A 3,250-nucleotide genomic window follows, 5' to 3' on the forward strand; every position below is an offset into this window, starting at 1 on the left:
CAGGATATACTCCACAAAAGCGTTTAAACTCTTCTGGATTCAAATTTTTTACTTTTTCGTAAGTCATTGTTTTTCTGAGTGTTTTACTTTATTTTACATAATCAGTTCCTATTTTTGCAGGAGGTCTAATTACTGGTTGTTGGCGGTGTTGGAGTCGTCGCAATTTTAGTATTGGGTTCCCTAGTTAGTTTAGCCAGTCCCCAGACCGGCAAAGCTATTACAGATACAGGTCGCAATGCGGCCAAAAGCGGGATCAAATTAGGGATGGAGGCTAGTGAAAAACTGCAAGCTACTTTTGTCGAAGCTGGTCAATCTTGGCAAGATTTAGTGGCAGAAGCGAAAGCGGAAACAGCGGCGGCAAGAAATACGACTAAAATCCCTTCCGTAGAGGAAACATCCCAATCCTAATCCCTAATTGACCGATCGAGAAACCCACTCGATAACTGCAATTTTGTAGGGGGGCATTTTCTTAGCCCCCTCCTTTAAAATCTCAAGGAAAGTATCAAGGAGGAGTTCGACAATGACCCGAGAATATATGCACGAACATTTGAAAGAGCTAATCGTTGAGAAGGCACTTCATCTCTGTTGCGACCCCATTGAAGAAATTGCCCGACAATGGGCAGAAAAAAAAGACTTTAATCAAGGGGGAATTAATATTTTAAAAGATCCCCATCGCTATGAAAAGTATTTAGAAGAGGCCAAAGAAGTCGCGGACGAATTTAGAAAACATATCATTCAGTTTTTACCAGAAACTAAAAATTAGTCGGAGGGAAATGTGAACTCTCCTAACTTCAGTAATGGCAACTTAAAACTAGATCAATTTTTAGTCTGTGGGTTAGGATATTTCGGACACCATTGCGTCCTCGCACTCAAAGAATTCGCAGTCAATGTCTTGGCGAGTAAGGGGGATTTATGCCGCTTTTTCAAGACCGCTGCAATCCCTTCGGCTTTAAGCCAAGGGAGTATCAATAAATCTACTGTAAAAGATGATAAAGTTCCTATTGTCAATGCTTATTGGCTAAATTATTATGCTATTTGGTGGCACGTCTGAATTTTCCACAAATGCTACCCCCGGAATCTCCTATCAAGTGGTTAGCTCACTTCCTGGACGAATCCGCTTGCGCGTCCCTTCCCTGCGCCAAAACCTAACGGGACAAAACCTTCTCCAGGGAGCGATCGCTGCTCTAGAAAGCGTCACCAGCGTCCGCATCAACCCCTTGGCTAACTCAATCATTGTCACCTTTGCTGAAGGGAAAATTTCTCCCGCACAATTAGAGCAAGAACTGGCAACTGCGATCGGCAAGGCCGCAGCTTCGGCGAACCCAGGGGCAGAAGTCCCCCAGAAAGCCGAATTCAAAGCGGAAAAACAAGTTCCTCGTCCCCCGGAAGAAAAATTGCCGGTGAGGGAAAATCTGGCCGATGCAAAGGTGGGACGGACCAAAACAGTGATCAGTCCCCGGACAGGGGAAAGTAAAGATGATAAAAATCCTCTAAACGAGATATCGAGCCAAACTTTAGTTTATCGGCAGCTGGAAGCCTTACCCGTCAATTCTTGGCGGCGCCAGTGTCAAGAGCAGGCTGAATCGATCGAGAAACTAGAAGACTGCCTCGCCGCCTTACAGCCGGTGGCAGCGATCGGTTCAGCTTGGTTGAGGCGGTGGTACGTCCACAGTCCAGCAACCATAGATTGCGCTGCCAGCACCGGCACTGGTGCGCTGGTGGCCTTCCCCAAAACCCCAGAGTCTGAGGCACAATGGCAAGAGTTGGCAGCGGGGCAAAGGCAAGCGATCGCCGAATTGGAGCAATGCCTTGCCGATGTGCAGCGCCTAGCCGTTATTGGAGAAGCTCGATTGAAAAAATATCGCAAATACCTTTAAAAATTCCAAAATACAGGCTCGCAATCTCTATTTCAGGTACGAGCAGCGCAACTGATTAGGCTTTGTCTGGGACTAAATTGCCAATTCGATCGAGAATTTTTACCTGAAGGGAAGAGAGGGGCCAGTTGTCTGCTCTCACCGGAGAATTGACTGCTAGGCTATCCTGAGAAAACCATACCGTTTCAACTAAACTATATCTGTGAAAATCAAGGCTCTTAAAAATGACCGCCAAGCAAAAAATGATTTTTCGGCTGACTTCTCCCATCAACCGGTTTCTCTTCACGCTGACAGTAGCAATTTTCGTTTATTTAATCACGGGAGAATTTTACCAGGAATTGCGGTTTCTCTTGGCTTACGATCTAGCGATACTAAGTTATTTGAGTGTTTTAGCAGTGCAAATGTCCAAAGCGACTGCGGAAGATACATTTCGCTTGTCTCAACAGCAAGAACCCAAGGGTATTAGCACTTTATTTGCTGTGCTGCTATTTTCTGGTATGGGGTTAATTGCTCTTTCTTTATTACTCAACAACTCGAAGCAATGGACTCCCTTGTTGACGAATTTGCACATGGGATTATCCCTATTAGCGATCTTTTTGTCCTGGACTCTGGTACATACTTTTTTTGCTCTCTATTATGCCAGACTCTACTACGATGAACTATCCGCAGAAGATCCATCCGCTTACCGCAAAGGTTTAGACTTTCCCAATCAAGAACTGGTGGATTATTGGGATTTTATGTATTACTCTTTTACTATCGCTATGTGTTACCAAACATCAGACGTATCCATTGAAAGTGTTGCCATGCGACGCATGACACTCTTTCATTCCATCCTCTCTTTTATCTTAGTAGCAGTAGTCATCGGTTTAGTGGTAAACATAATTTCTAATCTCATTTAATATAGAAAAAGTCAGAAACAAAAAAAGTATTACTCAGGCAAAAAGAAAAATTATACGTTTAAGAATCAACTAATTGTCACTCCTAATGGCACTGACATTGTTGATATAGAAGTGGGCAAACCTGCTTCAAGTAGTGACATTAGTTTGTAGCGAGAGGAACAGAAAAAATTGGCTCTTCGGTAATTGTTATGCGAATAATTAACTTAAAATAAAATTCGATGAGAGTACTTAGTCTCAAAAATAGCTTAAATTCATACAGGGAGAGACTTACGGCACAAACAAGTTAATGCCAAAAGATAGACAATTGAGTTAAGATTTGATATAATAGCCAAAGACCAGAGTATTTTACTTATGATACTTGACAAATTTTTGAACCTAGAAGGAACCTCTATTCAAGGCTATCTACATCTAGAAAATATAGGTATAGTCTTCCGGCTCGAATCGAAAAATCAAAAAGCAATCTGTCCTCGTTGTGGG

The 3,250-nt window shown here is 42.9% G+C and carries 5 protein-coding genes and 2 pseudogenes; all 7 read left to right on the forward strand.

Features of this window, described 5'->3' with window-relative positions; all coding sequences use genetic code 11:
- The first annotated feature begins 171 nt into the window (after positions 1 to 171).
- Entirely contained in the window at positions 172 to 408 is a 237-nt protein-coding gene (locus IQ234_RS20345) for a DUF5132 domain-containing protein (protein ID WP_228008643.1), read from the forward strand.
- A 112-nt stretch (positions 409 to 520) separates the two neighbouring features.
- Positions 521 to 763 carry a hypothetical protein gene (locus tag IQ234_RS20350; RefSeq protein ID WP_193958404.1) on the forward strand — a complete coding sequence of 81 codons (243 nt, stop codon included), beginning with the start codon at positions 521 to 523 and terminating at the stop codon, positions 761 to 763.
- 12 nt (positions 764 to 775) lie between these two features.
- A complete protein-coding gene (locus IQ234_RS20355) occupies positions 776 to 1,051 on the forward strand; it encodes a hypothetical protein (protein WP_193958405.1) in 276 nt (91 codons plus the stop codon).
- Positions 1,029 to 1,877, forward strand: a complete 849-nt coding sequence (locus IQ234_RS20360) for an HMA2 domain-containing protein (RefSeq protein ID WP_193958406.1) — start codon at positions 1,029 to 1,031, stop codon at positions 1,875 to 1,877. Before IQ234_RS20355 ends, IQ234_RS20360 begins: the two co-directional genes overlap by 23 nt.
- Before the next feature lie 221 nt (positions 1,878 to 2,098).
- Positions 2,099 to 2,773: a DUF1345 domain-containing protein gene (locus IQ234_RS20365; RefSeq protein ID WP_185240547.1), complete on the forward strand. Its 675-nt coding sequence runs from the start codon at positions 2,099 to 2,101 to the stop codon at positions 2,771 to 2,773.
- A gap of 24 nt (positions 2,774 to 2,797) precedes the next feature.
- A pseudogene (locus IQ234_RS22035) lies at positions 2,798 to 2,923 on the forward strand (transposase family protein); the annotation flags it as partial.
- A 201-nt stretch (positions 2,924 to 3,124) separates the two neighbouring features.
- Positions 3,125 to 3,250, forward strand: a pseudogene (locus tag IQ234_RS20375) (ISL3 family transposase); the annotation flags it as partial.

It is taken from the genome of Microcystis aeruginosa LEGE 91341, assembly GCF_015206885.1.
Taxonomy (GTDB): Bacteria; Cyanobacteriota; Cyanobacteriia; order Cyanobacteriales; family Microcystaceae; genus Microcystis; species Microcystis aeruginosa_H.

Bases quoted from the DNA above. Each gene is read 5' to 3' on its own strand.
- IQ234_RS20350 (WP_193958404.1), top strand. From the start codon at position 521: ATGACCCGAGAATATATGCACGAACATTTGAAAGAGCTAATCGTTGAG.
- IQ234_RS20360 (WP_193958406.1), top strand. From the start codon at position 1,029: ATGCTATTTGGTGGCACGTCTGAATTTTCCACAAATGCTACCCCCGGA.
- IQ234_RS20365 (WP_185240547.1), top strand. From the start codon at position 2,099: ATGACCGCCAAGCAAAAAATGATTTTTCGGCTGACTTCTCCCATCAAC.